We start from the raw sequence: 24,592 nt of genomic DNA, 5'->3' as shown, positions 1-24,592 counted from the left end.
GCTTTATTTTTGCAAAAATACGTTTTTATTTCCATTGGTCTAATTTGTTTTCAATGGAATGGAGCTATCATGAGCCGTTTTACAAATGTTGGTTGTAATTTCTTAGCTCATGATGGTTCCGTTATTCTGCTTATTCAAATTCTGCCTGAAGAATAGAAAGTACATCTTTCACGGTTTCTTCTTCAAGGTCAGTACGTTTTACTAATTCGCCAACGCTTAAAGCCAGTATAGATTTTGCTGTGTCTAAACCAATACGTTTAAACTCATCTAATACCCAACCTTCAATTTCGTCGCTAAATTCTTCGATGTCCACATCTTCCTCGTGCTCGTCAGCCTCGCGGTAAACATCAATTTCGTATCCTGTCAATTTACCTGCCAATTTAATATTATGGCCCCCACGACCGATAGCTAATGAAACCTGGTCGGGTTTTAAGTACACCGCGGCTGTTTTTTTATCATCATCTAATTTAATAGAAGTAATTTTAGCAGGCGACAATGCACGTTGTATATATAACTGAATATTGTTGGTAAAGTTGATCACATCGATATTTTCGTTCTTCAACTCACGAACGATACCGTGGATACGTGAACCCTTCATACCCACACAGGCACCAACCGGATCGATACGATCATCGTATGATTCAACTGCAACCTTTGCACGCTCACCTGGTTCGCGAACGATCTTTTTGATGGTAATTAAACCGTCGAAAATTTCTGGAACCTCCAATTCAAATAAGCGCTGTAAAAAATCGGGCGCTGTACGCGAGATGATAATTTTAGGATTGGTATTCATCATATCAACCTTGTAAACTACCGCACGCACGCTATCACCTTTTTTGAAATAATCGGCAGGAATCTGTTCTGATTTTGGTAATAACAACTCGTTACCTTCATCATCCAATACTAAAGTTTCTTTTTTCCAAACCTGGTAAACCTCGCCTGTGATAATTTCGCCTACGCGATCTTTATATTTTTTGTAGATCTCGTCTTTCTCTAATTCTAAAATTTTAGATACCAGCGTTTGGCGGGCAGCTAAAATGGCACGGCGGCCAAAGCTTTCTAAGGTGATCAGTTCGATATGCTCATCGCCAACTTCCAGATCCGGATCCAATGTTTTGGCTTCGGCCAATTCAATTTCCAGGTCATCATCTTCGCTAAAGCCATCTTCCATAACCACACGTGTACGCCAGATTTCCAAGTCACCATTATCGGTGTTCACAATAACGTCGCAGTTTTCGTCTGTTCCGTATTTTTTACGGATCATGCTTCTGAAAACGTCTTCCAGCACACTCATCATCGTTGGACGATCGATGTTTTTGAAATCCTTAAATTCCTGAAAGGAATCAATTAAATTAATATTGCTCATTGTACTATTTGAATGATATTAAAACTTTTGCCTCTGCAATGTCGCTTAGCGGAATGGTGGCCTCAGCTGTTTCGGCCTTTCTTCCCTTTACGCCTGCTTTTATTATTTCGTTTATTACTATGTTATCTTCTGTTGCGCTTAACAATTCGCCTTCGCGTTTTGCGCCTTCGGTTGTTTTTATCTCCAGGTTACGGCCAATGTTTTTAGCGTATTGCCTTACCAACGTAAGCGGTGTATCAATACCCGGCGATGATACTTCTAAATTATAAGCTTCATCAATCACGTTCTCTTCTTCCAGCTTAAAGCCTACGTAGCGGCTTACTTTAGCGCAATCGCCAACGCCTATACCCTCATCGCCATCTAATAAAATAATGAGTTTGTGGTTAGGTAACATTTTGATATCAACCACAAAAACGCCCGGCAATTCGGCTAATTTTTCTTCAACCAGTTGGGCAACCCGCTTTTCAATATTCATATCCGCCATTTGATCGACAAAATAAAAGAGGGGACTATTGTCCCCTCTCCCTGTATTCTTTAATAATGATACAAATATAGTGATTTTTATTTGAATGTCAAGTGATTTCGAATGTTGGGATTTCGATTTCGGTTTTTTGGTATTTAATTGATTTACTTTTTTATTTCAGTAATTGTATATTTATTCTCAATTGTAGTTAAGTATGTTTAAAAAGTTAACCCGTAACCCCTTCTTCCTATTTCTACCCTTCCTTTTTTATTATGGCTATGTTATAGTTCATAACAAATTGCCAACACTTTATGGCGACGAGGTTAGGTATTTTGAATTTGCTCAGCATTTATTAAACGGTTACTATTCGCCACCAATGCCCTACATTAATTTGTGGAATGGGCCGGGCTATCCCTTGTTGCTTACACCTTTTGTGGCTCTGGGTATCCCTGCTTTGTATATTATTTTAATGAACGCGGTGTACCTGTACCTTACTATTGTTTTTCTGTACAAAGCATTGAGTTTGCTGGCCAGCCGCAAAATTGCGTTGGTGCTCTGCCTGTTGCTGGCTATTTATCCCAGCGCACTGGCTATTTTACCAATTTTGTATACCGAGGCGGTAACGTATCTGTTGGTATCGGCCTTTATTTATACGGTTAGTTTGTTTTATGTTAAGGGAAAAACTAAATATGCTGTAATAGCCGGGTTAGTGCTGGGGTATCTTATCCTGACCAAGGTTATTTTTGGGTATGTGGTGGTGATTTGTTTGGGTACTTGCCTGGTGGGTTTACTGTTCAGGAAGTATAAAAGTAGTTATTTGAGATCGGTTAAAATATTGGCTATCCCGTTCGCCGTTTCGGTGCCTTACTTGTGTTATACTTATAGCCTTACGGGGAAGTTTTTTTACTGGGGCAATTCGGGCGGGATGAGTTTGTATTGGATGAGTACACCGTATGAGCATGAGTATGGCGATTGGAAGAATCCCAATTTATTGAACAGGCAATACCCCGCGTTATTTAAAGCTAAAGAGGTTGCTAAGCTGCTGCATGATAATCACGTGAAGGATATTATGTATGTATTAAAAGAGAAACCTATTGAACAGGACGCGCTTTATAAACAGATGGCTATAGCAAACATCAAAAAACACCCGATGAAGTTTTTTCAGAACTATTGTAATAACGTCTCGCGGATGTTGTTCAACTTTCCCTACTCCTATTCTTTCCAGGATGCGAACATTGGGCGGAACATTATTATTGGATCGTCTATTATGTGGGCTACAGTGCTTGGTATCATCATGACGCTTATTAACTGGCGGCGTATTACTTTCCCTATTAAATTGGTGCTATTGGTTACGGGTGTTTACCTGGCCCTCAGTGGTGCTTTAAGTGCTTACCCAAGGCAACTGGATGTGGTAATACCTGTACTGCTTTTTTGGATTGGTTTTTTAATGGCTAATATGCAAAAGCTGAGTTTGAGGTTTATTGAGGAAGAGAATCTGGATGAGATAGAGTTAACTGAATTGACGGAGATGGGGATGATTATGGAAGATAGTGGCCGGGTATGATTTTGATTAATTATTGTTTCTATTCATATTTAAAATCTTATACTTACCTTTATAGTATGACTACGATGACAATACAGGTTCCGGATGCGCTTGAAAAAGAGCACGATGAAACCGTGCGTTTGATTGCAGCCAAGCTGTATGAAGCGCACAAATTGACTTTAGGTCAGGCTGCCGAAATGTGCGGCATGAAAAAGTGGGATTTCCCGGCGGTATTGGCGCAGTATGATGTGGATTATTTTCAGTACACGGCAGAAGATGTAATTGCGGAAGTTGAAAGATTCAAAAAGCATTAATACAATCATCACTGATGCCAGTTGTTTCATATTGTTGGATAAAATTGGTTGTTTAGCTTTCCTAAATGAAATTTATGGAAATGTTTTTACCACTCCCGAAGTTGCGGCCGAGTATGGAAAACGCTTGCCAAACTGGGTACATGTACAAGCTGTTAACGATAGAGATTTATTATATACTTATGCTGAAGTAGTAGACATTGGCGAGGCCAGTGCCATTGCTTTGGCTAACGAAGTTATTTCTCCTTCCTTAATTCTGGACGATCTTAAAGGCCGAAAACTTGCTAAGTCTTTGAATTTAGAATTCACTGGAACTGTTGGTGTATTAGTATTAGCAAAAGAGGTTGGTTTAATACCACTATTAAAACCTTATTTTGATATGGTAAAAGGCACAAATTTTCGTATTCCTCATAATCTTCTCCAAATACTAATAGATAAATACGATAAGATTTAATTATTACAATCTAATATCATTGAAAAAAATACTAATAGTTGACGACCTGCACCCCATTTTTATTGAAATGGCCGAAGCGCAGGGTTACGAATGTAATTACCAGCCACAATATACTTTGGCCGATACTTTAGCGGTTATTGCCGGTTATGAAGGCTTAATGGTACGCTCTAAATTCCAGGTGAATAAGGCGTTGTTTGATGCTGCTACCAAACTCCAGTTTATTTGCCGGGCCGGTGCCGGGATGGATAATATTGATGAAGCTTATGCCCGGCAAAAAAGCATCGCGCTGATTAATGCCCCCGAAGGTAATATGGATGCCGTTGGCGAACATGCCATCGGAATGTTGTTAAGCCTGATGAATAACTTAAACCGGGCCGATGCCGAAGTACGTAATGGTTTATGGAAACGTGAAGCTAACCGCGGGCACGAGTTAAAGGGCCACATTGTGGGCATTGTTGGGTATGGATTTATGGGGCAAAGCTTCGCCAAAAAACTTTCGGGATTTGGGGTTGAGGTTATTGCTTATGATAAATACAAAACCGGCTTTAGCGACAGGTACGCCCGTGAAGTGAGCATGGAAGAAATTGTAAGGCAGAGCGATGTGCTGAGTTTCCATGTTCCGCTTACTAAAGAAACCAATTACCTGTTTAATGATGAATTGCTGTTCCATTTCAGGAAGCCTTTTTACCTGATCAATACCTCGCGCGGTAAGGTGGTGCAAACGCAGGCAGTTTTGAATGGGATAAAAAGCGGCAAAATATTAGGCGCTTGTTTAGATGTGCTGGAGGTAGAGAAATTCCCGGTACTGGGCGAGCAGGTTTGGTATGAAGAGTTGAAACAAAGCGGCAAGGTTATTTTAACGCCGCATGTGGCGGGGTGGACGTTTGAATCGTACCGGAAAATTAGCGAGGTAATGGCTGAGAAATTAAGAGACTTGAACGTGGATAACCATTAGAATACCTATTTGTTAAATAATCTTAAAAAAAGCATGATGAAATTAAAAGATTTGGAATTGTAAACATAAATCCATTATCTTCGTTTTACACTAAACAAGACTATGTAGGCAGTGCCGATATAGTCTTGTTTGTTTTTAGTAACCCGCTGATGTCCTCTTGATTTAGGAGGGCTATTTTTTTTAGCGGGATTTGACCGATTGTTAACAGCATAAAATAATACGTGAGTTATGGCAGATGTAGCATACTACACCAAGGAAGGTTTAGAAAAATTAAAAGAAGAATTACAATACTTAAAAACTACAGGCAGACAAATTATATCTGCCGCGATAGCCGAAGCGCGCGATAAAGGTGATTTAAGTGAGAACGCGGAATATGATGCAGCTAAAGATGCTCAAGGGCACCACGAGGCTAAAATATCCAAACTGGAAGATGCGATGAGCAATGCCAGATTATTAGATGATTCGAAGATAGACCTATCTAAAGTGCTTGCGCTATCGGTAGTAAAGATCAAGAACCTAAAAAACGGCGCTACCATGACCTACCAATTGGTATCAGAAACCGAGGCCGATCTAAAATCGGGCAAAATATCTACGCTATCGCCAATTGCTAAAGGTTTATTGGGCAAAAAGGTTGGTGATAAAACCGAGATCGTTGTACCGGCTGGTAAGATAGAGTTTGAGATACTTGAGATATCAAGATAATGATTGAATGACTGAAGGATTGAGTGATTGAATATTCTATTGCTTAATTCTTCAGTATTTCACTCTTCTATTCAATCCTTCAATAAATCAATCCCCGTCTGCCGACAGGCAGGCTTCAATCATTAAAAAAATGTCAAGCATCTTTTCCAAAATAGTAGCAGGCGAAATACCCGCCCATGTTGTTGCCGAAACGGTTGAGTTTTTGGCGTTTTTAGATATCGCTCCATTGGCTATTGGCCATGTGTTGGTGATACCTAAAAAGGAGGTTGATTACTTGTTTGATCTGGATGATGAAACGTATACCGGTTTGCAAATATTCGCGAAGATAGTTGCCAGGGGTATTGAGAAAGCTATCCCTTGTGCAAGAATAGGCGTTACCGTTATTGGATTGGAAGTACCACACGCGCATATTCATTTGATACCTATTAACGGTGTGAATGATATGAATTTTTCGAAGCCTAAATTGCAGTTGAGCCAGGAAGAACTGGCTGATGTTGCTTTGAGAATTAAAGAGGCTTTGCGAACTATAGAGGATTGATTTTTTGAGCGATTTTTCGTATCTTTGAGTGAACGGCTGGCACTTGCTGCTGAGCGTTTTGTTTTTTGAAAACACCCCGTTATTCCCCCCTGCGCTTCGTGAGCGTAGACGCCATAGCCGTTAACTTAAGGGATTGAATATCCCATTTACAATTGCAAAGCTCGGCTCTTTGTCTTTTTTTGGTTCGATGAGCATATTCCGGATAATAGGAAGAATACACAACTTGAGCCAGTGCCTGCAAGTTAATTTCCCTGTAACCACGCCCTTTAATGATTGGCTGTGTAGCTTGGCTTGTTTAAAGAACTTCCACATGGAACAGGCATAAGTTAGCGACCCTTTTTTAATGAAGCTATCTATGCATCTGAAAGCCTTCCAGTTCAATAATATCCAAATGAACTTCGCGATTAACTGGCATTCCAACCGTTCTTTTTTTACGGATTTAACTTTATGTACATCAAGCAACGACTTCCATGTTTTGAATATCAGTTCAACCTGCCATCTTAGGCGATACAATTGAATTACATCTGTGGCTTTAAGCGTATTTTCATCAGTATTAGTGATAAATACACTGAACCGTGCACGCGCCTTATATTCATCAGAAAGCGTATGCCTTTGGCTTTTGGCCCTGATTTTTGCTTTACGTATCCGCTCTGCCCAAACTTGTTCCGGTACCGGCACGGCGATAAGCCGGCAATCAAAAGCCTGTTCACCCTTGCCGACAGTTACGATCGTTTCCAATTTTTTATCAAAGCTGCCTTGCATTTTTTTGTAAAGTCCTACCCAGTCAATAAACTTCCCAGTGATGGCTTGTACCGGCTTCCATTGCGGGTGTAGCCTGTTCAGGAAAAAAGCTTCTTCAGCCGCCACGGTAGCCAGGTATTCATGAGTCATATAACCCAAGTCACGAATAAGCAGATCTCCTTTAAGGATGTGTTGATATGTGCTCTTTGAATACCCATTATCGCTTTGGGTGGCTTTAACCAACTCCAATGTTTCCCAATTGCCCGACTTAATATCAAAAGCATACTGAATATTCATTAAAGCTTGACTACGCATCCCACCAAAACCGGGGTAATCGTTCTTACATTGCTTCGGCAATGCAAACTTAGTAGAATCAGAAATCAATACCCGGGAGAATGGCGGCCAGTCGTTTTCCCCGCTTAAGTCAAGCTTAAGTGACATTTGCTCTGAAAGGACCAATTTAAGAAATTCCAGGCTCCGTTGATTGAATCGTTTGTGCAGTGCTACCTTGCTTAATGATTTGCCACTTTGCTGTTCAAGTTCATTGCAACAATCCTGTAAACTTAACCGGCTATGGTCAAGATCACTAAACATTAGCGTAGTAATAAAATCCTCTGGTTTAAGTTTAGAACCACGCTGCAAAAATCCGCTTTGACGGGCAAGAGATGCAAGCTTATCAGGCTCAAAACTATAGTTAATGCCATCTTGTAAGGCGGCCGCGTAATCTTTTAAAAAAGCAGCATCATTGAAATTAAAAGGAACTTTCCCCCTTGGAAAATGCCTCTTTTTGATTTTTTTTGGCTATATTTATAACAGAAAAAGGCGGTAAATGCTTCGAAAACATACCGCCTTTTCAATAAAAATAATCTATACAAATCTCAAAAAAACTTTTCGAAAAATCCTTAAGTTAACGGCTATGGCGTAGACGCTTACAACTGTTGTTGTATGTGCGAATGAGGCCAGAGGCCTAGAAATACAAATCACGAGCGGGACGCTCGCGCTAGCATACTTTATGAATAATCCCCCTTATCCCCCCTTTGTGGGAAATATATCAGATAAGATGCCTGCCTGTCGGCAGACAGGGAAAATGTGGCGCAAAAAAATCTTACTTTATCCCCCTTGGCTATTGGAGTTTCTTGAGGTAAATTAAATCTTCTTAGTTGATTTCGTGCCTGATACCCTATCGGAATTATCTTTAATAAAGGCAGCCCAGCCTGTGGCGCTTTTTTTGCCGCCACCTATACTTGATGTTCCTTTGAGGCTTATTTTTTGGAAGGAATGACATACGGCTACAGCGAGACCATCGGTAGCATCCAAAAACTGCGGTGTTTCGGTAAACTTTAACAGTGTTTGCAGCATGGCGGCTACCTGTTCTTTCGTAGCGTTACCGTTGCCGGTGATGGATTGCTTGATCTTCCGGGGGGCGTACTCGCAGATGGGTAGGTTTCGTGAGAGTGCCGCGGCCATAGCTACGCCTTGAGCACGACCCAACTTGAGCATTACCTGGATATTTTTGCCGTAGAACGGCGCTTCGAGGGCCATGCAATCGGGCTTGTATTCGTCTATTAAGGCTATCGTTTTCTCGAAGATGCGCTGGAGCTTGAGGGCATGATCGTCCAGATGATCCATTTTGACTACGCCGAGGCTTACCAGTTCGACCTTCGAGCCAGTTTCTTTGATCAGGCCGTAGCCCATTACGGCAGTGCCGGGGTCGATACCTAAAATAATACGTTCTTTAACACTGGGCGCCTGCATACTGTAGCAAGTATAAACAAAAGGTTAACTCCAATTAAAACAAATTACAAAAAACAGGCTTTTATAGGGATGCATTGTATAATGCATTTTGTAACATTGCACCAAAATCTTATCCTGTTGACTAAAGCTACCAAAAAAATAATTTCGTACACAATTAAAGCACTCATAATTGTGCTGGCTTACGTTTTTATTTATCGCACGGTAAGTAACAATAACAAACTCCAGCAGTTTAAATCGCTTATAGGTAAAATAGATCACGACCGGGTTGTTACCATATTGGTAGCCGTTGTAGCGCTTATGCTGGTTAACTGGTTCCTGGAAGCCTTAAAGTGGAAATACTTAACCCGCAAACTGCAACATATAGGCATTTGGGAATCGGTAGAAGCTATATTTTGCGGACTAACCTGGGCCATTTTCACACCTTACCGATTGGGCGAATACGGTGGCCGGGTTTTGTTTTTACCTGCCCGTAAGCGAGCTTATGGCGTGTTTGTAATGGGCATTGGTCAGTTTGGGCAGGGTGCCATTACCGATGTTATGGGATCGCTCGCGATAAGCTGGTTTTTTTTTACCTACTTCCATTTAAATAGCTGGCTCATGTTGCTTATAGGCCTGGTATTCGGTTCGTTCGCCTTGCTCAGACTCATCTGTTATTTTAACATGAAGTGGTTTGTATCCAAATTGGACAAGGTATCCTTTTTGCAAAAATACAGTCGCTTCTTTGACATCATAGCAAGATATTCCACGCAGGAACTCATTATTACATTCCTGTTTTGCATAGCACGTTTCTCGGTATTTTCGTTCCAGTATTTTCTTGTTTTACATTTACTATTGCCAGCTTTACCGGTATTCCCGAGTATGATGATGGTGTTTAATAACTTCTTTGTACAATCGGCACTACCAACCTTAGACCTGATCGATGTTGGCTTACGTGGTTTAACCGCTTCTACATTTTTTGGCTTTATCACCAACCAGCAAATAGCGGTGCTGGCGGCAGTTTCGTCCATATGGTTTACTAATTTAATTGTTCCTGCTATTTTAGGTTCTGTATTCGTTTTAAAACTCAAATTCTTTGATCGTAATTCATAGTATTATATCGCTTCTGTGCACGGGCATTTACCTGGCAGTTTTGTCGTATCTGATCAAAGGCTGGTCGCATTTAAAAACCCCGGCAACATCGGGCAAACCATTTACCACTAAGGTTACAGTACTAATCGCCGCAAGGAATGAAGAGCAAAAGATAGGTTTAACTATTGACGATATACTGGCGCAAGATTATCCCAAAGAGTTATTTGAGATTATCATTGTTGATGATCACTCAACAGACCGTACTGCCGAGATCATTACCAGCTATGCCGACCGGGGAGTTAGGCTTTTGCAACTGAAGGATGAGGCGGCGTTAAACTCGTACAAAAAACGGGCTATAACCGAGGCCATTAAATTGTCCACAGGTGATTTTTTGGTTGCTACCGATGCCGATTGCCGGATGGGTACACAATGGCTATCATCGGTAGTGGATTACTACCAGTCGAATGATCTGGTGATGATATCATCGCCGGTGACGTACTTTGAGGAGAAGAGCCTGTTTGAATTGATGCAGACTTTAGAGTTTGGCTATCTTATTGGGATAGGTGCCGCATTTATTGGCAATAGCCGCGCATCAACCTGTAACGGGGCCAACTTTGCTTATCGTAAAGATATATTTTATGAGGTTGGTGGTTTTAAGGGTATTGACGACCTGGCATCGGGCGATGACGAGTTGTTGTTGCAAAAGGTAGCTGAGCGATATCCCAACAGAATTGGCTTTTTGAAAAAACGTGAAGCCATTGTTTATACCGATGCCAAACCCAACTTGAAAGAATTTATGCAACAACGCAGGCGTTGGGCATCCAAATCTGTTAAGTATAAAGATAAGCGGGTGGTTGCGGTTGCGGTTGGCATATGGTTATTTAACCTGTCGCTATTGATCAATGGCTTGCTTAGTTTTTATGATATCGCTTTTTTTAAGCTTTTACTGGTTCAATTTGCGTTGAAGTATGTGTTCGAGATCGCTTTCCTGGTACCGATCATGGCGTTCTTTAAGCGGAAGAATTTGGTTGGGCTGTTGAGCATTATATCGCCCATACATGTAATTTACTTTGTATATGTGGGTATTATGGGGAATGCGAAGAAGTATAATTGGAAGGGTAGGAATGTGAGGTGATTTGGGTTTGGATATCGGATGTTCGATTTCGAATTTGATAGTATTGATTTCGGCCACCACATCATTCTTCGACTGCCGCTCAGAATGACACCGCCTGCATCATTATAGGACATAAAAAAAGCGGCTGATTTGCATCAACCGCTTTTCACGATAATAATTTATGCGCTATAATTAAGCAACAACCACTACATTAACAGCGTTCATTCCTTTTTTACCACGTTCTACTTCGTATTGAACTGAATCGTTTTCACGGATCTGATCTTTCAGGCCTGAAGAGTGAACAAACACTTCTTCACCACCATCGTTAGGAATAATAAATCCAAACCCTTTTGTTTCATTAAAAAACTTTACTTTACCTTCTGACATTGTATTATGTATTAAAAATTTGAACGAAAGTAGACATTTCAAATCAATTATCACCTACTTAAAAGGCATTGTTTTAATTAATTGACAATAAGGGGCATTACAAGCCTTTTAATGACAGTTTTTAGACCTCATTTAATCGCACAAAATATATTAACGTACAATATTATCCTCTGGGAATTGCAATATCACGTTAGGATCGGCAATGTTTTGTTGATAGCTTTCCTTCTCGGATAAGCGGCATGCACCTGGATAATCGCCTACATTACCTTCCATATCAAACATCAACTGAAAGTGCAGATGAGGCGGCCAGTTACCATTTTCTTCGCAATCGCCAAAATGCCCCACCGGCTCGCCTTTGGCCATGGGCATACCAATATGGAGGCCCATTAATGATTCGTGACTAAGGTGCCCGTAAAGCGAATAGAGTTTAAGGCCATCCAGATCGTGTTCCAAAATGATGGTTGGGCCATAATTACCCTCGCCGCTATTATCCTGATAACTGTGTACTTTGCCTGCTATGGGATTATAAACCGTGGTTTCGGCATCACCCCAAATATCTACACCTAAATGCAGACTGCGGATGTCGCCATCGGTATTAAATAATTTGGTTCCATTATAAAGCACCCGGTCTTCAAGATAACCACCAATACCATACCTGCAATTATCTACCTTCATCTTATCAAAAACCCAAAACGATAGCTGCTCTGTGCTCCCTAAAAGCTCGGGTGTCAATTCGGCGTTATTAGCGGTAAAATCAAACAGTAATAGTTTATGGCGCTTGGGCTCAAAAAATATCAGTTTACCAATTTTACCGGCATTGTTGGTAACGTATTGTTTTAATTGCTGGTGCTTATCCATGGTACCGGATTATGCTTCTTCGTTACTTGAACTTTCTTCTTTATGGATCTTATCGAATATTTTATCCATACGCTCTACATATTCGCTGGTATCATCAATAAAAAACTCAAGCTGTGGTATAATGCGAACCTGATCTTTAATACGAGCACCCAGTTTATAGCGAATTTCGGAAGCATGCAGTTTTATGGTTTGCAGCGCTACCTGAGTATTGGTATTGTTGAAAAAGCTTAGGAAAATACGGGCCAAAGCCAGATCGGGTGTAACCCTTACTTTGGTGATAGTTACCAGTGTGTTGGGCAAAAAGGTCATCCCCTCGCGTTGAAATATGGCTGCCAGATCTTCTTGTATTACTCCTGCAAATTTTTGTTGACGTTTTGATTCCATGATAAGATGTATTAAACAGAGGGATGAATTACTTAAACCAAATATATTGAAATTAACAATGTAACCTATACTTTGTAAATGTTTACAAAACAAAGTGGTACAATAATATAAGTAATTTAGAGCGTTTTTGTTTATACTTGAAATGGAAAACACAGTGATGTTATGCGGTTAACATCAAAAACAAATGATCTGATCAAATTGAATACCCTTAAACTGATAGTAATATTATTAATAAGCTGTTTGGCAGCCAGTGCTCAAAACAGCTATTACCGGCCATTTAGTTTTGGTGTTGGTTATGGTGTAACTATCGCCAGTGCCGGCGAAGAAACCTTAACATCGGCCAATGCAGCCGAAGTAAACTTTAACTATCATTTTACCCCTTTTGTATCACTTAGCCTTTCGGGACAATTTGGACAGCTAACTGGTGGCGACTTCGCTAACGATACTTACGGAAAGCAATTTATAAACGACTATACAGCGGTGTTTGTATATTTTGACTTGCAAGCCGGTGAGTTTATAGATTATGAGCATAGCCAATTTTTAAACGGACTTAAAAATGTGCATGTAGGTGTGGGCATGGGTTTTATGGCGAACAATATTACCAGCATTAATTTGATAAACAAGGTTGATGGTTCAACGCTGACGTATATTAAGAATAGTCCCAATTTTGTGGTACCGCTAAGAGTGGGGTATGAGTTTAAAATATTTAACCGGTACGATGAACCACAATTAAGGTTTGATATTAACTACAGTTTCAATACTGCGTTTGGGACGGGTTTAGATGGTTATACAAGTATCTATTCGCATAGCTTTATTAACTTTTATAATTATTTCTCGGTTGGGTTAAAGTACTGCTTTGGCCCTGTACGCTCCTATCGTAAACAAATATATTATTCCAATTTTTAAAATAGTTGGTCTTTTTCGGCCTTTAAGGCCCGTGTCATTTCAGGGTAGCCCATTCTTCGCGATGCAGCGTTTACTGTGTTTACAATCCGCTTAATACGGGTGGCTTCTGTTTTGGCACCTTCTATCCATTTTACAAAGTAATCGCGGTGTGAGCGGAGCAGGCTGTTGAAAAATTCTAAAGCTTCGGGATCGGCTTCAAAACATTCGATCAAATCGGCCGGCATTTCAACTTTATAATCAGTATCTAACTCAAGTTTCACCTGTAACATGGCACCTTCGCGTTTATGAATAGCTTTGCGGATATCCGCTTTAAGCGCCATAATAAAATTACCCTCGCCCATGGGCATTAAAGCTAATCCGGCAATGGGATAAGCATCCAACATACCTTTAACTCTGAATGATTGCTTGTTACCCGGTTTAAGCTGTTGGGCAATATCTGCCGGGATATCAATATAGCGCCAGCCAGTTTTTTCGCCCTGATCGCCAAATTTTAAGATGATGGTATTAAACTCAACCATACTACTAATGTATCAAAACTGGTAGTATTTTCAATGTTTTAATGTTTTGCAGATAAGCGTTAACAGTAAAAATCAAATAAGCCCGTAAAGTTTCTATCATTTTGCGATAAATGTTAAATGATTGTTAAATATATTAAAAAAGGCCAATCTGCTGTAACGATTTTTTTATAGATGCGTCTTATCTATAAAACAACAATAATTTAAATACTAAACTTAATAATCATGAAAACTTTAAAAACAATCATCCTGGGTTTAATCGCAGTAATAACTTTTGGTGCAGCAAGTGCAAAATCAAACCCTACTGCTGCCGAAAAATCATCTGTAAATTATACCTTAACATCGTACGTTAACGCGCTAACTTTAGGTCAAAATGATGCTGTAAGCGAAGTGCTTGATAACGACTTTAAATTTACAATGCTACGTGGCAAAAGCATAGTAAGCTGGAACAAAGATCAAATGCTGGAATCGTTAAAATCAACTGCGGATATTAAGCAAGATTGCAAATCAACAGTAACTATCACCGAAAGCAACTCGGATATTACCGTTGCCAAGGTTACTTTGGAATACCCAGGTTTCACACGTACTAACTATGTAACCGTAGCTTCTACTACTGATGGTTGGAAGATCACCAGTATTTATTCGGTATACAAATCATAAGTTAATTATAATACCATTGAAAGAGCGATAGGAAACTATCGCTCTTTTTATTTTAAGCGATCTTCAAAAAACAGGAAGGGCAAAAAGCATTGTACACCACAGGTTTTCCAGATAGATCCGTTTTGACAATACAACATTACCTCGATCGCTTTGCCTTGTTTTTGCTCATATTCGGCCAGTACCTGCAAGCATGAGCCACATGGCGTTACCGGTTTAACTAACGAAAATTCGTTGGTGTGAGCCGTTACGGCTAAACTTACAATAGGATCATCGGGATGATTGGCTCCCCAATGGAAAAGCGCCACACGCTCGGCACAAAGGCCCGATGGATAGGCTACATTCTCCTGATTACTGCCGTAAATTACTTTGCCGCTTTGTAAGCGTAAAGCCGCGCCTACCCGGAATTTTGAATAGGGTGAATGTGAATTGCCCATGGCCTTTACGGCTTCCAGACACAGATCTTTATCTGATGAGTTGAGTTGATCTAAAGTTGAATATTCTTCGAACGCTATTTTTATTTCTTTGCTGATCATAAGCCTTACATGTACTCCCGGCAATAATCGGGAGATGATTATATTAATCCCCCTGCTTAATTAAGAGGGGGATACAATATAAGAATTTTTCTTCGATTTGCAAATTCTATTTAAATCCACCCATAAAAAGCATTTTTTGCATTTATACAGCAATAGCTGCCGGCTCCATCTCAGTTATGGTTGGATTAATGCTTTCGTCGTCTTTCTCTACACGCAGGTTGTTAACAATGTGCTGCTGCCTATCGGGTGTGTTTTTACCCATAAAATATTCAAGCAGGCCTTTGATGTTGGCATCTTTCAGATAAACCGGATCAAGGCGGATATCTTTACCGATGAACAAGCCGAACTCGTCGGGCGATATCTCACCTAAACCTTTAAAGCGGGTTATTTCGGGCTTATTGCCTAATTTTTCAATGGCGTTGCGGCGCTCTTCGTCGCTATAGCAATAAATGGTTTCCTTTTTATTACGAACACGGAACAAGGGCGTTTGCAATATAGATACATGCCCGGCCTTCACCAGATCGGGGAAGAACTGCAAAAAGAAGGTCATCAATAGTAAACGGATGTGCATACCATCAACATCGGCATCAGTAGCTATTACAATATTGTTGTAACGGATACCGTCGATACCATCTTCAATGTTCAGCGCGTGTTGCAGCAGGTTAAATTCTTCGTTCTCGTAAACCACTTTTTTGGTTAGTCCGAAGCAATTTAATGGCTTACCCTTTAAGCTGAATACAGCCTGCGTCATCACATCGCGAGATTTGGTGATAGAACCGCTGGCCGAGTCACCCTCGGTGATAAACAGTGTAGTATCCTGACGGCGCTCATGCTGATCATCAAAATGAATCTTGCAATCGCGGAGTTTTTTGTTGTGTAACGATGCTTTTTTAGCGCGTTCGTTGGCCAATTTTTTAATACCTGCAATATCTTTACGTTCCCGTTCCGATTGCATAATGCGTTTTAACAAAGCATCGGCTGCAGCCGGATTTTTGTGCAGGTAATTATCTAACTCTTTCTTAATAAAATCGTTAATAAAACCACGAACCGTTGGCCCATCGGGAGCAATATTTTGCGACCCCAACTTGGTTTTAGTTTGCGATTCGAATACCGGTTCTTGAACTTTAATGGCAATGGCAGCTACAATTGACGCTCTTACATCTGATGCATCAAATTCCTTTTTATAAAACTCGCGAATGGTTTTTACCACCGCTTCGCGGAAAGCGGCCTGGTGTGTGCCGCCTTGTGTGGTATGCTGCCCGTTAACAAATGAGTAATACTCTTCACCGTATTGCTGGCCGTGTGTCATAGCCAGTTCAATATCTTCGCCTTTTAAATGGATGATCGGGTAACGAATATTATCGGCATCGGTTTTTTTGGTTAACAGATCATATAATCCCCGTTCCGAGAAAAACTTAGTGTTATTAAAATTAATGGTTAGGCCCGAGTTTAAGTATACATAGTTCCATATCATGTTATCCACAAACTCCGGGATAAAGTGATAATGGCGGAAAATGCTGTCATCCGGAAGGAAATTGATGGCTGTACCGTTGCGCTGTGTAGTTTCTTTTTCAGGCTCGTCGCGAATTAGTTCACCTTTGGCAAACTCGGCTATTTTGGTACGGCCATCACGATAGGATTGCACAACGAACGAATTTGACAAGGCATTCACCGCCTTTGTACCCACACCATTTAACCCTACCGATTTTTGAAATGCCTTACTATCATACTTACCACCTGTATTTATTTTGGATACGCAATCGATCACCTTGCCCAAAGGTATACCACGGCCATAATCGCGAACGGAAACCTTTTGATCGCTCATCGTGATCTCAATGCTTCTGCCCGCTCCCATCACAAATTCATCTATTGAGTTATCTACAATCTCTTTCAGCAAAACGTATATCCCATCATCATAAGCGGAGCCATCGCCCAGCTTACCAATGTACATACCAGGGCGCAGGCGGATGTGTTCCTTCCAGTCTAATGATCGTATACTATCGTTATCGTAATTTACATTTTCGGCCATATTACAAATATAAGCGTGTTATTGAGGTGCGGACGAATAAGTAATCCACATTGTGTTAAAATAAGAAATTTTGGCGATCAATTAGCCATTAAACTTGAAGCAATACCTCAGTTTATTGATGTTTTTGAAAAAGATTGGCCCTTTTTCGTTGGTCAAACAAGCCACTACAATATTGCCATAATGGTTTTTATGCAATACAATTAATAGCGCGTATTGATAATGCTTGGTTTCGGGCATATCTGCCAGGGTTATCAGATATGAGCGGCCTTCATCGGCATTGTAGCTATCCAGTATACGCTGGGGCATTGGCCTGCTCAAAAAATCCTTCGTCCCGCCCATTATGAGGGCTTCGTCTGATGCTGTTTTAATATAGGTTGAATCTGGATTTGTTCCCTGCTTACCACCCTTTTCAAAACGCGACCATTCGCCTTTAATTGAATTTACCTGGAACCATACTTCGCAATCAGAATCAGGAAATTTTAAGGCATATTGAAAAGGGAGTTTATCGTTATTAGGTACTTTTGCCTCTGTGAAATTTTCGGGTAATACAAATGATCCATTAATACCAGATAATAACGCTTTAAATCCGGTTAAAGATTGGCTTGAAAATGGTTTTGACTGCCCCATAACACAGGACACCATTACCATTAAATACAACAATATTCCTAATAACTTTTTCAAACCAATATACTAAGGCCAGGAAGATTTACTAATTAAAGGTAATTTGTTTAAAGCAGAATTTGAAATACTATTTACAAATATTTCCTATTAATTAATTAGTGTCTGTTTCACTATTCTTTTTATAAACTATCCAGACGTAGAACGGTACACCGGCCATTAATAGTATAAAGCCCCAATAAACTTACTTTGCCCGGAGCCGCCAATAGCTCACATAATGATTAATAGACACCAATTACCACAGCCGGCCTTAATTACCTTTTGCTATACATTTATGCTGTAACCGATGATAACGTATGATACCGCTGAAAAGAGGTATTAAAACAAATAATGAGTCGCCTTCCGGATAGTTCTTGTAAATATTCACCTTTCAGTTAAAGCGGGAGCAAAGGCTGGTAAATGCTTACCCGTCAGCAACCGTTCGTACTCAGCTTCATTAATATCAATAAACTTTAGAATATAATAACGATTTTTTTCATTATAAATGAGCAGTAAATGTTTAGCATATTTTGATAAATATTTCTCAGATGGAATAGGGCTCCATTCAAGATTTTTCCTGCTCAACATTAATTTCAGATCTTTTTGATAACAGGAATCACAATCAAAAGATATCTTTTGGGAAATACAATCTCCTTTTTTATTGAAAGTACAGTAAACGCTTACCTTACTTATGCTGCTATCTGCTGTGGTTAACATATAGCTCGTATCAGTTTGAGCTATATTGTATTTCAATTTTCTAAAATCACCTTTTAACCATACGGCAGCGCTACTTTTACTTTTGCCTATAAGTATGGTTTGACCAAAGCTGTTAACAAATAGCCCTGTAAATAAGATAAGGAAGAATAAAAAACATCTCATAGCAATTCAAATATAACAAAAATGGCACATCGTAAACAGATGCGCCATTGGATATAATTCGTAATATAATTAAGCTAAATTATTTAACACTCACCTTATAAACTGTAGTGCTATGGAATGTTTCGCCTGGTTTTAATACCGTGTTAGGGAAAGCTGGCTGGTTTGGTGAATCAGGATAGTGCTGAGTTTCTAAACATAAAGCGGTATGCTGATTGATCGGCTTACCACTATCGGCAATTAGTTTACCATCTAAAAAGTTACCGGTATAAAACTGGATAGCTGGTTGGGTTGTGCTAACCTCTAGCTGGCGGCCGCTTTTGGCATCGTACAATACGGCTGCCTGGTGCATGGTGGTATCGCTAGTGTTCAACACAAAGTTATGATCGTAACCTACGGGAGTTCCGGGTACCTGGCTCATGCGCGAACCGATTGCCATAGGCTTGGTAAAATCAAACGGTGTACCTTTAACAGGCTCTAATTTACCTGTCGGGATCAACTCTGAATTAACCGGGGTATAACGATCCGCATTGATCTGAATAGTTTCATCCAGAATAGTGCTGCTTAAATCGCCGCTCAGGTTAAAGTAAGTATGGTTAGTTAAATTGATAGGCGTTGCTTTATCAGTTGTAGCCGTGTAATCAATCTTTAGTTCATCAGCATCTGTTAAAGTATATTTAACAGTTACTTTCAGGTTTCCCGGGTAACCTTCTTCGCCATCTTTACTCAAATAAGTTAAGGTTAGGGCCGATACCGAATCAACAATTGGCTCGGCTGTCCAAATCACTTTATCAAAACCTTTGTTGCCACCGTGCAATGCATTTTTGCCATTGTTGGTAGCTAAGGTGTACGTTTTCCCATCAATAGCAAATTTACCGCCTGCTATACGGTTACCGTAACGGCCTATCAGCGCGCCAAAATAAGGTACATCTTTAGTATAACTATTCGGATTGTTAAAGCCCAAAACAATGTTTGATTTTGCACCGCTTTTATCAGGTGTTATCCACGATGTTACCTTGCCTCCGTAGTTAGATATTTTTACCTCAACCCCGTTTTTATTGGTCAGGGTATACAAGTCAACCGCCTGGCTGTCTACTTTGTCCCAGGCTTGTTTGGTGATGCCGCTCTTTGGCGCTTCATCCGTTTTTTTCTTTTCCATACACGACGTAAAAATTGTGCTTACTACCAGTGAACCCACTAATAAGCGACTTAAAATTATTCTTTTTTTCATACTATAGGTTTTATTTATTGGGAATGCGATTATACAATTTATTTTAGAGTTAATACCACAACCGAATGTGCAGGCAGGTCGGCCACTAATTCGTCGCCTTGTTTTGATGCTCCTGCAAAGCCTGCTATCTTCAACTTATTTGGATTTTCGAACGAGTTAACGTCGGTGAGCTTTTCTGAGTTTAAGATCTGCCCGCTAACGGTGCTCCAGTTTAAACCTTTCAGGCTTGTTTTGATGCTGATCTTTTTATTAGCATCCAGGTTCACCAACGAAATATGAATTACTTTGTTTGCATCGATAGATGCCGAAACATTCAAGGCAGGTATCTTTTTACCGTCTATCTCGTAGTCAGGCGATTCAAACTTGATCGGCAGGTACTTAGCATCCTGGTGAACCTTATACAAGTCGAATACATGGTAAGTTGGCGTTAGCAACATTTTTTCTTTATTGGTTAAAATAAGCGCTTGCAAAACGTTAACCGTTTGTGCCAGGTTAGCCATTTTAACCCTATCGCAATGGTTATTAAAAATATTAAGCGTTGATGCGGCAATCAAAGCATCGCGTAAGCTATTTTGCTGGTATAAAACGCTCGAGTTTGGTTCAGGGTCCGTCCATATCCCCCACTCATCAACAACCAAAGCCACTTTTTTACCCGGATCATACTTATCCATAATAGCCGAATGTTTTGAAACGATCTCGTCCATCTCCAAACAGTTCTTCATCGTATTAAAATACTCTTTCTCGTCAAACTGCGTTGCCGAGCCTTTTTTGCCCCAGTCGCCAGTTGGCAAAGTGTACCAATGCAAGGTTAAACCCCACATGCTCCTGCCTATATTTTTCATACATACCTCGGTCCAGTTATAATCCTTCCCGTTTGATCCGCTTGCTACTCTTTTGAGCGGTGTACCCGGATAGTCGCGGGCGTAGGTAGCATATTGCCTGTAGTTATCGCTGTAAAACTCTGGTGTCATGTTTCCGCCACAACCCCAGCTTTCGTTGCCCACACCCCAAAAAGTAACCTTGAAAGGCTCCGGGTGTCCGTTTTGCTTACGCAGATTAGTTACGGTAGTTTCGGCACTACAGTTGAGGTATTCAACCCATTTAGCCATTTCTTCAACGGTACCGCTACCCATGTTACCTGCAATATAGGGCTCTGTTTTAAGCAGTTTGCATAGCTCTAAAAATTCGTGTGTGCCAAAGCTGTTATCTTCGCTAACGCCGCCCCAGTTGGTATTCACCATTTTTGGTCGGGTTGCGCGGGGACCGATACCATCGCGCCAGTGGTATTCATCGGCAAAGCACCCACCCGGCCAGCGCAGGTTGGGGATGTTTATTTTTTTCAGCGCCTCAACAACATCCAGCCGGATACGGTCTTGTTTAGCTACCTGCAATTTCGGGTCAACCCAAAAGCCATCGTAAATACAACGGCCCAGGTGTTCCGAAAATTGGCCATAAATATGCCTGCTAATGGTTAATTTGGAATCATTGGCCGTAATGGTAAGGTTAGTGGCAGATTGGCTGTAGCCATAGCGCATACCCGTAACACTCAAAGCTAAGAGCAATAAAAGTTTTTTCATTTAGATAATAGGATTGGTTATAATTGAATTTGGTTAGCCTTCAATGTGCTAAAGGTATAAAGTTTTTGAATAAATGTACATTTCACAATTAATTATTTTCAAAAAATGTAACCGAAAATTTACACCCTGTAAAAACATCCCCCCCGCTTATTACAACACTTGGTATTACATAATTTGCTATTTTCGCTTTTTACCTATCACAAATAATGAAGTACTCGCATCAAACACGCATCCTGGTAGCTATCGATTGTATAATTTTTGGCTTCGACGGCGAAAAGTTGAAACTGCTATTAATACGCCGCGAAATAGAACCCGAGAAAAACAAATGGAGCCTAATGGGCGGCTTTGTTGAACCCACTAAAGGCCTTGATGTTGCAGCTAACTCCATTTTAAAAGACCTAACCGGTTTAGAAGGCGTTTACTTAGAACAATTACAAGCTTTTGGTGAAGTAGAACGCGACCCAATTGAACGCACCGTGAGTGTTGCTTACTTTGCGTTGATAGATATTCACAAGTACGAAACTCAGTTAAGCCATGAGCACCATGCCGAGTGGTTTGAAATGAACGAGATACCCCATCTGATATTTGACCATAACGCCATGGTTGAGATGGCTAAAAAGAGACTTCGTTACAAAGCGGCCCTCCACCCTATCCTGTTTGAACTACTTCCCGAAAAATTCACTATCCCTCAGTTGCAAAGCCTGTACGAGGGTATTTATGATAGCGTTTTTGATAAGCGTAATTTCAGCCGCAAAATACTATCAACAGGTTTATTGATCAAGCAAGCTGATAAAGACAAAGCCAACTCAAAAAAAGGAGCCTTTTATTATGTGCTGGATAAAGGTAAATACAGCGCAAACTTCCATGCTTTTTTAAATCTGATACCTAACCCGGATCATTTGCAGTTTGTGTAGATAGTCCCGATAGCTATCAGGATGAGTAATCACATAGGGGGGATAAAGTAAGATCTCTTTTCACCCACATCTTCCCTGTCTGCCGACAGGCAGGCATATTACATCATACATCTGCCATCATGGGGGGAATAAGGGGGATATTTTTCAAAAACAATCAGTGAGATTTCCAATTTAAATCGGTGAGATCCCACTAACACAAATATACAAAATCTTACCCAAATTATAAAATTCCGAACTTCCTCTATTCACTTCAATACCAACATCTTTAACGTCATTTCATTAAAATATTTCCACAAAAATTTCATAATTCAAAAATATAAGTGTTAATTAGACACGAAAACCGATTATGAATAAAGATTCTTTTGTTATAGGCGTAGATTACGGTAGTGATTCTGTACGCTCTGTTATTGTTGATGCCAGCAATGGCCGCGAGTTGGCCTCTTCTGTTTTTTACTATCCGCGCTGGCAAAAAGGCTTGTATTGCGATGCTCCGGCAAACCAATTCAGGCAGCACCCTTCGGATTATATTGAAGGGCTTGAGCAAACCATAAAAGATTGTATTAAAAAAGCAGGCGCATCTGTTGCCGCCAATATCAAAGCTATTTCGGTTGATACCACAGGCTCAACCCCCGTAGCGGTTGACGAAAGCGGAACACCCTTAGCCCTCCTGCCTGGTTTTGAAACCAATCCGCATGCCATGTTTGTATTGTGGAAAGATCATACCGGCATTAAAGAAGCTGCCGAAATTAACGAGCACGCTACAAAATTCGATATCAATTACCTGCAATATGTAGGCGGCATCTATTCATCCGAATGGTTTTGGGCCAAGCTATTGCGCACCTTGCGTACGGATGAAGCCGTACGTAAAGCCTGCCACAGTTGGGTTGAGCATTGCGACTGGATTCCCTTTTTATTAACCGGTGGCACCCGTGCCTCCGAAATTAAACGTGGCCGTTGTTCTGCCGGCCACAAGGCTCTTTGGGCTGCCGAATTTGGCGGCTTACCTCCCGATGAATTTTTCACCTCGCTTGATCCTTTGTTGAAAGGCATCACCGCCAGGTTATTTAAAGATACTTACACATCAGATCAATCTGCCGGAACATTAAGCCCTGAATGGGCCACCCGTTTAGGTTTATCAACGGATGTGGTAATAGGTGTTGGCGCTTTCGATGCCCATATGGGTGCCGTTGGCGGTCAGATAGAGCCTTACCATCTAAGTAAAGTAATGGGAACTTCAACCTGTGATATTTTGGTTGCACCCAATACCGATATGAGCGGCAAGCTGGTTAAAGGTATTTGCGGACAAGTAGATGGTTCGGTGATACCGGGCATGGCTGGTTTAGAGGCCGGTCAATCTGCCTTTGGTGATACTTATGCCTGGTTCCGTAACTTATTGGAGTGGCCTTTACAAAATTTATTGGCTGGTTCATCAGTAATTGACGCGCAAACCGCGGCTGCTTTGAAAGATGAAATGTCGGGCAGGATCATTCCTGAGTTAAGCCGACAAGCTGCTTTGTTGCCTGTAGATGAAAATGAACTGGCTATAGACTGGTTCAACGGTCGCCGCACGCCCGATGCTAATCAGGAACTAAAAGGCGCTATCACTGGTTTAGGTTTAGGTAGCGATGCCCCACGCGTTTTTAAAGCTTTGGCCGAGGCTACCTGCTTTGGTGCTAAAAAGATAGTCGACCGCTTTAACAGCGAAGGTGTTCCCGTTAAGGGCATCATTGGTATAGGCGGTGTGGCTAAAAAATCGCCATACATTATGCAAATGATGGCCGATATTTTGAACATGCCTATCCGCATACACCAGTTTGAGCATACCTGCGCATTGGGTGCCGCCATGTTTGCCGCAACAGCCGCTGGCATATATCCAAACGTTCAGGAAGCGATGGCTGCCATGGGCGGTGGTTTTGATAAAGAATACATCCCACAAAAACAACTGGAAGCGATCTATAAAATCCGCTATCAGCAATACAATCAATTAGGCAGTTTTATTGAGCAACAAACCCGTTCTTCTCATTCAATCACTCAATAATTCAATCCTTCAATCAT

General features: G+C 40.8%; 26 protein-coding genes. 12 read left to right on the top strand and 14 right to left on the bottom strand.

Features of this window, described 5'->3' with window-relative positions; genetic code table 11:
• Window positions 1–130: 130 nt before the first annotated feature.
• Complete coding sequence (gene nusA / locus ABIN91_RS22760; RefSeq protein ID WP_348053922.1) at window positions 131–1,366, bottom strand: transcription termination factor NusA; 1,236 nt, start codon at window positions 1,364–1,366, stop codon at window positions 131–133.
• Window positions 1,367–1,370: 4 nt separating this feature from the next.
• A complete protein-coding gene (rimP, locus tag ABIN91_RS22755) occupies window positions 1,371–1,841 on the bottom strand; it encodes a ribosome assembly cofactor RimP (protein ID WP_348053921.1) in 471 nt (156 codons plus the stop codon).
• Window positions 1,842–2,043: 202 nt separating this feature from the next.
• On the opposite strand from rimP, the gene ABIN91_RS22750 reads away from it, so the two are divergent.
• The 6 genes from ABIN91_RS22750 (at window position 2,044) to ABIN91_RS22725 (ending at window position 6,332) form a co-directional block, all read left to right on the top strand.
• A complete protein-coding gene (locus tag ABIN91_RS22750) occupies window positions 2,044–3,393 on the top strand; it encodes a glycosyltransferase family 39 protein (RefSeq protein ID WP_348053920.1) in 1,350 nt (449 codons plus the stop codon).
• A gap of 56 nt (window positions 3,394–3,449) precedes the next feature.
• The gene (locus ABIN91_RS22745) at window positions 3,450–3,686 is read left to right on the top strand and encodes a UPF0175 family protein (RefSeq protein ID WP_348053919.1); all 237 of its coding nucleotides are present in this window, start codon (window positions 3,450–3,452) and stop codon (window positions 3,684–3,686) included.
• Window positions 3,664–4,137 carry a DUF3368 domain-containing protein gene (locus ABIN91_RS22740; protein WP_348053918.1) on the top strand — a complete coding sequence of 158 codons (474 nt, stop codon included), beginning with the start codon at window positions 3,664–3,666 and terminating at the stop codon, window positions 4,135–4,137. The genes ABIN91_RS22745 and ABIN91_RS22740 overlap by 23 nt, the downstream gene beginning before the upstream one ends.
• Window positions 4,138–4,156: 19 nt before the next feature.
• Window positions 4,157–5,092, top strand: coding sequence for a 2-hydroxyacid dehydrogenase (locus ABIN91_RS22735; RefSeq protein ID WP_348053917.1), 936 nt, complete (start codon window positions 4,157–4,159; stop codon window positions 5,090–5,092).
• A gap of 228 nt (window positions 5,093–5,320) precedes the next feature.
• The gene (gene greA, locus ABIN91_RS22730; protein ID WP_348053916.1) at window positions 5,321–5,794 is read left to right on the top strand and encodes a transcription elongation factor GreA; all 474 of its coding nucleotides are present in this window, start codon (window positions 5,321–5,323) and stop codon (window positions 5,792–5,794) included.
• A 130-nt stretch (window positions 5,795–5,924) separates the two neighbouring features.
• On the top strand, window positions 5,925–6,332 hold the full coding sequence (locus ABIN91_RS22725) for an HIT family protein (RefSeq protein ID WP_348053915.1): 408 nt from the start codon (window positions 5,925–5,927) through the stop codon (window positions 6,330–6,332).
• A 120-nt stretch (window positions 6,333–6,452) separates the two neighbouring features.
• Here ABIN91_RS22725 and ABIN91_RS22720 read toward each other — a convergent pair whose 3' ends face one another.
• Window positions 6,453–7,772, bottom strand: a complete 1,320-nt coding sequence (locus tag ABIN91_RS22720) for an IS4 family transposase (protein ID WP_348053994.1) — start codon at window positions 7,770–7,772, stop codon at window positions 6,453–6,455.
• A 447-nt stretch (window positions 7,773–8,219) separates the two neighbouring features.
• Window positions 8,220–8,828, bottom strand: coding sequence for a crossover junction endodeoxyribonuclease RuvC (gene ruvC / locus ABIN91_RS22715; protein WP_348053914.1), 609 nt, complete (start codon window positions 8,826–8,828; stop codon window positions 8,220–8,222).
• 81 nt (window positions 8,829–8,909) lie between these two features.
• Between ruvC and ABIN91_RS22710 the strand changes: the two genes are divergently transcribed.
• Together ABIN91_RS22710 and ABIN91_RS22705 are read left to right on the top strand one after the other, a co-directional pair.
• Complete coding sequence (locus ABIN91_RS22710; protein WP_348053913.1) at window positions 8,910–9,917, top strand: hypothetical protein; 1,008 nt, start codon at window positions 8,910–8,912, stop codon at window positions 9,915–9,917.
• Between the two features lie 40 nt (window positions 9,918–9,957).
• The gene (locus ABIN91_RS22705) at window positions 9,958–11,031 is read left to right on the top strand and encodes a glycosyltransferase (RefSeq protein WP_348053912.1); all 1,074 of its coding nucleotides are present in this window, start codon (window positions 9,958–9,960) and stop codon (window positions 11,029–11,031) included.
• A 171-nt stretch (window positions 11,032–11,202) separates the two neighbouring features.
• On the opposite strand, the gene ABIN91_RS22700 is transcribed toward ABIN91_RS22705, so the two are convergent.
• The 3 genes from ABIN91_RS22700 to rbfA all read right to left on the bottom strand — a co-directional run bounded on the left by ABIN91_RS22700 (window position 11,203) and on the right by rbfA (window position 12,639).
• The gene (locus tag ABIN91_RS22700) at window positions 11,203–11,397 is read right to left on the bottom strand and encodes a cold shock domain-containing protein (RefSeq protein WP_348053911.1); all 195 of its coding nucleotides are present in this window, start codon (window positions 11,395–11,397) and stop codon (window positions 11,203–11,205) included.
• A gap of 150 nt (window positions 11,398–11,547) precedes the next feature.
• Entirely contained in the window at window positions 11,548–12,255 is a 708-nt protein-coding gene (locus ABIN91_RS22695; RefSeq protein WP_348053910.1) for a peptidoglycan DD-metalloendopeptidase family protein, read from the bottom strand.
• Between the two features lie 9 nt (window positions 12,256–12,264).
• Entirely contained in the window at window positions 12,265–12,639 is a 375-nt protein-coding gene (gene rbfA, locus ABIN91_RS22690; RefSeq protein WP_348053909.1) for a 30S ribosome-binding factor RbfA, read from the bottom strand.
• 162 nt (window positions 12,640–12,801) lie between these two features.
• On the opposite strand from rbfA, the gene ABIN91_RS22685 reads away from it, so the two are divergent.
• A complete protein-coding gene (locus ABIN91_RS22685; RefSeq protein ID WP_348053908.1) occupies window positions 12,802–13,545 on the top strand; it encodes a hypothetical protein in 744 nt (247 codons plus the stop codon).
• On the opposite strand, the gene ABIN91_RS22680 is transcribed toward ABIN91_RS22685, so the two are convergent.
• Complete coding sequence (locus tag ABIN91_RS22680) at window positions 13,542–14,063, bottom strand: YdeI/OmpD-associated family protein (protein WP_348053907.1); 522 nt, start codon at window positions 14,061–14,063, stop codon at window positions 13,542–13,544. The two genes, ABIN91_RS22685 and ABIN91_RS22680, sit on opposite strands and share 4 nt — an antisense overlap.
• A 222-nt stretch (window positions 14,064–14,285) precedes the next feature.
• On the opposite strand from ABIN91_RS22680, the gene ABIN91_RS22675 reads away from it, so the two are divergent.
• Entirely contained in the window at window positions 14,286–14,720 is a 435-nt protein-coding gene (locus ABIN91_RS22675; protein ID WP_348053906.1) for a nuclear transport factor 2 family protein, read from the top strand.
• A 47-nt stretch (window positions 14,721–14,767) separates the two neighbouring features.
• Here ABIN91_RS22675 and ABIN91_RS22670 read toward each other — a convergent pair whose 3' ends face one another.
• The 6 genes from ABIN91_RS22670 to ABIN91_RS22645 form a co-directional block, all read right to left on the bottom strand.
• A complete protein-coding gene (locus tag ABIN91_RS22670; RefSeq protein WP_348053905.1) occupies window positions 14,768–15,253 on the bottom strand; it encodes a cytidine deaminase in 486 nt (161 codons plus the stop codon).
• Between the two features lie 142 nt (window positions 15,254–15,395).
• Window positions 15,396–17,282, bottom strand: coding sequence for a DNA topoisomerase IV subunit B (locus ABIN91_RS22665; protein ID WP_348053904.1), 1,887 nt, complete (start codon window positions 17,280–17,282; stop codon window positions 15,396–15,398).
• A gap of 81 nt (window positions 17,283–17,363) precedes the next feature.
• Window positions 17,364–17,963, bottom strand: a complete 600-nt coding sequence (locus ABIN91_RS22660; RefSeq protein ID WP_348053903.1) for a hypothetical protein — start codon at window positions 17,961–17,963, stop codon at window positions 17,364–17,366.
• A 360-nt stretch (window positions 17,964–18,323) separates the two neighbouring features.
• Window positions 18,324–18,818 carry a hypothetical protein gene (locus ABIN91_RS22655; protein ID WP_348053902.1) on the bottom strand — a complete coding sequence of 165 codons (495 nt, stop codon included), beginning with the start codon at window positions 18,816–18,818 and terminating at the stop codon, window positions 18,324–18,326.
• A 79-nt stretch (window positions 18,819–18,897) separates the two neighbouring features.
• Window positions 18,898–19,974, bottom strand: a complete 1,077-nt coding sequence (locus ABIN91_RS22650; protein ID WP_348053901.1) for an aldose epimerase family protein — start codon at window positions 19,972–19,974, stop codon at window positions 18,898–18,900.
• Between the two features lie 110 nt (window positions 19,975–20,084).
• Window positions 20,085–21,623: an alpha-L-arabinofuranosidase C-terminal domain-containing protein gene (locus tag ABIN91_RS22645; protein WP_348053900.1), complete on the bottom strand. Its 1,539-nt coding sequence runs from the start codon at window positions 21,621–21,623 to the stop codon at window positions 20,085–20,087.
• A 206-nt stretch (window positions 21,624–21,829) separates the two neighbouring features.
• Here ABIN91_RS22645 and ABIN91_RS22640 point away from each other — a divergent pair, with 206 nt between their 5' ends.
• Both ABIN91_RS22640 and ABIN91_RS22635 read left to right on the top strand, forming a co-directional pair.
• Window positions 21,830–22,537: an NUDIX domain-containing protein gene (locus ABIN91_RS22640; RefSeq protein WP_348053899.1), complete on the top strand. Its 708-nt coding sequence runs from the start codon at window positions 21,830–21,832 to the stop codon at window positions 22,535–22,537.
• Window positions 22,538–22,883: 346 nt separating this feature from the next.
• Window positions 22,884–24,575: a ribulokinase gene (locus tag ABIN91_RS22635; protein ID WP_348053898.1), complete on the top strand. Its 1,692-nt coding sequence runs from the start codon at window positions 22,884–22,886 to the stop codon at window positions 24,573–24,575.
• The last annotated feature ends 17 nt before the right edge of the window (window positions 24,576–24,592 follow it).

The sequence above is a fragment of the Mucilaginibacter sp. genome, from assembly GCF_039921305.1.
Taxonomy (GTDB): Bacteria; Bacteroidota; Bacteroidia; order Sphingobacteriales; family Sphingobacteriaceae; genus Mucilaginibacter.
The sequence above is the reverse complement of the archived record's forward strand: the minus strand, read 5'-3'. Positions and strand labels throughout refer to the sequence as shown.

Excerpts from the sequence above, each read along its gene's own strand:
- nusA (WP_348053922.1), bottom strand. The coding sequence starts at position 1,366 with ATGAGCAATATTAATTTAATTGATTCCTTTCAGGAATTTAAGGATTTC.
- rimP (WP_348053921.1), bottom strand. The coding sequence starts at position 1,841 with ATGAATATTGAAAAGCGGGTTGCCCAACTGGTTGAAGAAAAATTAGCC.
- ABIN91_RS22750 (WP_348053920.1), top strand. The coding sequence starts at position 2,044 with ATGTTTAAAAAGTTAACCCGTAACCCCTTCTTCCTATTTCTACCCTTC.
- ABIN91_RS22745 (WP_348053919.1), top strand. The coding sequence starts at position 3,450 with ATGACTACGATGACAATACAGGTTCCGGATGCGCTTGAAAAAGAGCAC.
- greA (WP_348053916.1), top strand. The coding sequence starts at position 5,321 with ATGGCAGATGTAGCATACTACACCAAGGAAGGTTTAGAAAAATTAAAA.
- ABIN91_RS22725 (WP_348053915.1), top strand. The coding sequence starts at position 5,925 with ATGTCAAGCATCTTTTCCAAAATAGTAGCAGGCGAAATACCCGCCCAT.
- ruvC (WP_348053914.1), bottom strand. The coding sequence starts at position 8,828 with ATGCAGGCGCCCAGTGTTAAAGAACGTATTATTTTAGGTATCGACCCC.
- ABIN91_RS22710 (WP_348053913.1), top strand. The coding sequence starts at position 8,910 with ATGCATTTTGTAACATTGCACCAAAATCTTATCCTGTTGACTAAAGCT.
- ABIN91_RS22700 (WP_348053911.1), bottom strand. The coding sequence starts at position 11,397 with ATGTCAGAAGGTAAAGTAAAGTTTTTTAATGAAACAAAAGGGTTTGGA.
- ABIN91_RS22695 (WP_348053910.1), bottom strand. The coding sequence starts at position 12,255 with ATGGATAAGCACCAGCAATTAAAACAATACGTTACCAACAATGCCGGT.
- rbfA (WP_348053909.1), bottom strand. The coding sequence starts at position 12,639 with ATGGAATCAAAACGTCAACAAAAATTTGCAGGAGTAATACAAGAAGAT.
- ABIN91_RS22685 (WP_348053908.1), top strand. The coding sequence starts at position 12,802 with ATGCGGTTAACATCAAAAACAAATGATCTGATCAAATTGAATACCCTT.
- ABIN91_RS22680 (WP_348053907.1), bottom strand. The coding sequence starts at position 14,063 with ATGGTTGAGTTTAATACCATCATCTTAAAATTTGGCGATCAGGGCGAA.
- ABIN91_RS22675 (WP_348053906.1), top strand. The coding sequence starts at position 14,286 with ATGAAAACTTTAAAAACAATCATCCTGGGTTTAATCGCAGTAATAACT.
- ABIN91_RS22670 (WP_348053905.1), bottom strand. The coding sequence starts at position 15,253 with ATGATCAGCAAAGAAATAAAAATAGCGTTCGAAGAATATTCAACTTTA.
- ABIN91_RS22665 (WP_348053904.1), bottom strand. The coding sequence starts at position 17,282 with ATGGCCGAAAATGTAAATTACGATAACGATAGTATACGATCATTAGAC.
- ABIN91_RS22655 (WP_348053902.1), bottom strand. The coding sequence starts at position 18,818 with ATGAGATGTTTTTTATTCTTCCTTATCTTATTTACAGGGCTATTTGTT.
- ABIN91_RS22650 (WP_348053901.1), bottom strand. The coding sequence starts at position 19,974 with ATGGAAAAGAAAAAAACGGATGAAGCGCCAAAGAGCGGCATCACCAAA.
- ABIN91_RS22645 (WP_348053900.1), bottom strand. The coding sequence starts at position 21,623 with ATGAAAAAACTTTTATTGCTCTTAGCTTTGAGTGTTACGGGTATGCGC.
- ABIN91_RS22640 (WP_348053899.1), top strand. The coding sequence starts at position 21,830 with ATGAAGTACTCGCATCAAACACGCATCCTGGTAGCTATCGATTGTATA.
- ABIN91_RS22635 (WP_348053898.1), top strand. The coding sequence starts at position 22,884 with ATGAATAAAGATTCTTTTGTTATAGGCGTAGATTACGGTAGTGATTCT.